The sequence below is a fragment of the Streptomyces sp. NPDC089915 genome (genome assembly GCF_040684675.1).
GTDB lineage: Bacteria > Actinomycetota > Actinomycetes > Streptomycetales > Streptomycetaceae > Streptomyces.
In genome coordinates, this window is the sequence record NZ_JBFBGN010000296.1 from 1 (window position 1) to 2,487 (window position 2,487).

General features: G+C 73.7%; 3 protein-coding genes. 1 reads left to right on the plus strand and 2 read right to left on the minus strand.

Going from position 1 to position 2,487, the window contains the following annotated elements; genetic code table 11:
- Together AB0O29_RS35035 and AB0O29_RS35040 are read right to left on the minus strand one after the other, a co-directional pair.
- Window positions 1–255, minus strand: a 255-nt coding sequence (locus tag AB0O29_RS35035) for an AAA family ATPase (RefSeq protein WP_365160237.1), incomplete at its 3' end; no start/stop codon positions are given.
- A gap of 124 nt (window positions 256–379) precedes the next feature.
- Window positions 380–841 carry a hypothetical protein gene (locus tag AB0O29_RS35040; protein WP_365160240.1) on the minus strand — a complete coding sequence of 154 codons (462 nt, stop codon included), beginning with the start codon at window positions 839–841 and terminating at the stop codon, window positions 380–382.
- 324 nt (window positions 842–1,165) lie between these two features.
- On the opposite strand from AB0O29_RS35040, the gene AB0O29_RS35045 reads away from it, so the two are divergent.
- Complete coding sequence (locus AB0O29_RS35045) at window positions 1,166–2,485, plus strand: UDP-glucose/GDP-mannose dehydrogenase family protein (RefSeq protein ID WP_365160243.1); 1,320 nt, start codon at window positions 1,166–1,168, stop codon at window positions 2,483–2,485.
- Window positions 2,486–2,487: the final 2 nt, after the last annotated feature.

Genomic DNA, 2,487 nt, shown 5'->3' on the forward strand with positions numbered 1-2,487 from the left:
CGCGAGGAGCTGACCGAGCCGGACCTTCAGGCCGTCCAGGACCGGCCCTTCGCGGGCGGAGAACGTACCGCGCGGATAGTCGACGCCGTACACGCCGTACCGGCGGTGCATCTCCTCGTCGGGGCACAGTCGGACGACGCCATGGGCTTCCAGCGCGGCGGCCAGGTGGGACTTCCCGGCCCCGGGCAGCCCGACCAGCAGTAAGCAACGCGGCGGCCCGTCCGGGCGGCTGGGGAGCGGGGAGTTGGGCGGCATCCGCGCACGCTACCGCCGCCCGCCCCGGCTCGGCCCCCCGATTCCTGAGCGGGTGGGTCGGCGGCCCGGCGCCGAGTGGTTCCGATCGGAGCCCTGTCCGAGACGGACGGGCAGGGGAAGACGGCTACCTACCTGCGTCCAGGGGCTGCCCTTGAGCCACCGGGCCGTCCAGAGGAGCTCTGGTCACCGCCGTGCTCAGCAGTCGGATGTCGTACTCCGTCCAGCAGTCGGAGATCTCGGTGCCGACCTCAGCGCCGCAGCGGGCGCACAGCAGGTTCGGGCCGTTGAGGCCGTCCCGGCGGCAACACCCGTAGAGCCGGGACGGGTCCAGGTGCGGCCGCATCAGTGCGCCGTCCAGCGGGTTGATCACCCAGGTGGCGACCCGGCCGGCGGGACCGTACGGATCGGGGTCGCGGGCGAAGGACTCCACGGGCACGGTCGACGGGCCGTACGTGTAGTGCTCCCTGCCCCGAACCGACGGCAGCCGCCTCCAGGTACGCGGCTCCAGCGGATTCGACAGGGGAGCGGCGCACGACCGGCAGCTGAAGACGAACGCCGGCACTGTACATACCGCATGCGTTTCCATGATTGCCATCCAACACCGGAGCCCGGCGGAACGCCAGGTCCGCCTGGGACCCGGTAGGCCCACGCAACGGGGTGCCCGCCCGCTGCCGTCGGACTCGCCCCCGGTGGGCCTCAGCGGCCCCGGGGGATCCCCCGTTCGGGCGGTTGGGCGTGGCCTCGGCGGAGGCGTCGCAGACCCCGGTGACGTCGGCGTTCGGAGGTGCGGAGCGCGTGTGCCGAGCCCCCGCGTCGATGGCGCTCGAACCGTCTCCCGTGCCGGCGCCGTTAGCCTCTGGGCCTGTTCCACGGCCCGTACGCGGGCCCCTCACGGAGTGGGAGTCACGGAATGCGCGTCTCAGTGATCGGCTGCGGGCACCTCGGCATCCCCCACGCGGCGGCGATGGCCGAACTCGGTCACGAGGTCATCGGCGTGGACGTCGACCGGAGCAAGGTCGACCGCCTCAACGCCGGCGAATGCCCCATCTACGAGACGGGTCTGCCCGACCTGCTCACCCGCCACACCGCCGCCGGACGGCTCCGGTTCACCACCGACGTCCGCGAGGCCGCCGCCTTCGCCGAGCTGCACTTCATCGGCGTCGGCACACCCATCGACGCCGACGGCCGCTCCTACGACACCGGGCAGGTCTACGGAGCGATCCGCCAGCTCGCCCCGCACCTGGCACGGCCGTGCACGATCGTCGGCAAGTCCACCGTCACCGTGGGCACCACCGCCCAGGTCACCGCGCTCGCCCAGCGCCTGGCGCCGGCCAGGAGCGCGGTGGAGGTGGTCTGGAACCCGGAGTTCCTGCGGGAGGGCCACGCCGTGGAGGACACCCTGCGCCCGGACCGGATCATCGCCGGGCTGACCACCGCCGCCGGTGAGAAGGCGATCCGGGCCGTCTACGCCCCGATCCTGGACACCGGGGTCCCGCTCTTCGTCACCGACCCGCAGACCGCCGAACTCGCCAAGGGCGCCGCCAACACCTTCCTCGGGCTGAAGATCAGCTACATCAACGCCGTCGCCGACATGTGCGACGCCGCGGGAGGCGACGTCTCGCGGATCGTGGACATCCTCGGCATCGACCCCCGCATCGGCAGCGGCGGCATGCGCCCCGGCATCGGCTACGGCGGCGGTTGCCTCCCCAAGGACGTCCGCGCCTTCACCGCGTCCGCCCGTCAGCTCGGCGCCGACCGGGCCGCCGGACTGCTCCGCGCGGCCGAGGAGATCAACGAGAGCCGGACCCCGGTCGCCGTCGCCCTCGTGACGCGGGCGCTCGGACGGCCGCTCGCGGGCGCGGCGATCACCGTGTGGGGGGCGGCGTTCAAGCCCGGCACCAACGACGTCCGCGAGTCCCCGGCGCTGTCCCTCGCGCAGGCCCTGCGGCAGGCGGGCGCGTCGGTCACGGTCCACGACCCGCAGGCGGTGGCCACCGCGATGCGGCGCAATCCGGAGTTCGAGTACACGGAGGATCTGGCGCCGTCGGTGCACGGCGCGGAGGCGGTGGTACTCGCCACCGAATGGCCCGAGTACCGGGAGGCCGACCCCGCGGCGCTGGTGTCGGCCCCCGCGCACCCCCTGATGGTCGACTGCCGCACCACCCTCGACGCCGACCGCTGGCGCGCGGCCGGCTGGACGATCCACCAGCTGGGCCGCCCCGGCCGGTAGAG

Bases quoted from the DNA above. Each gene is read 5' to 3' on its own strand.
- AB0O29_RS35040 (WP_365160240.1), bottom strand. From the start codon at position 841: ATGGAAACGCATGCGGTATGTACAGTGCCGGCGTTCGTCTTCAGCTGC.
- AB0O29_RS35045 (WP_365160243.1), top strand. From the start codon at position 1,166: ATGCGCGTCTCAGTGATCGGCTGCGGGCACCTCGGCATCCCCCACGCG.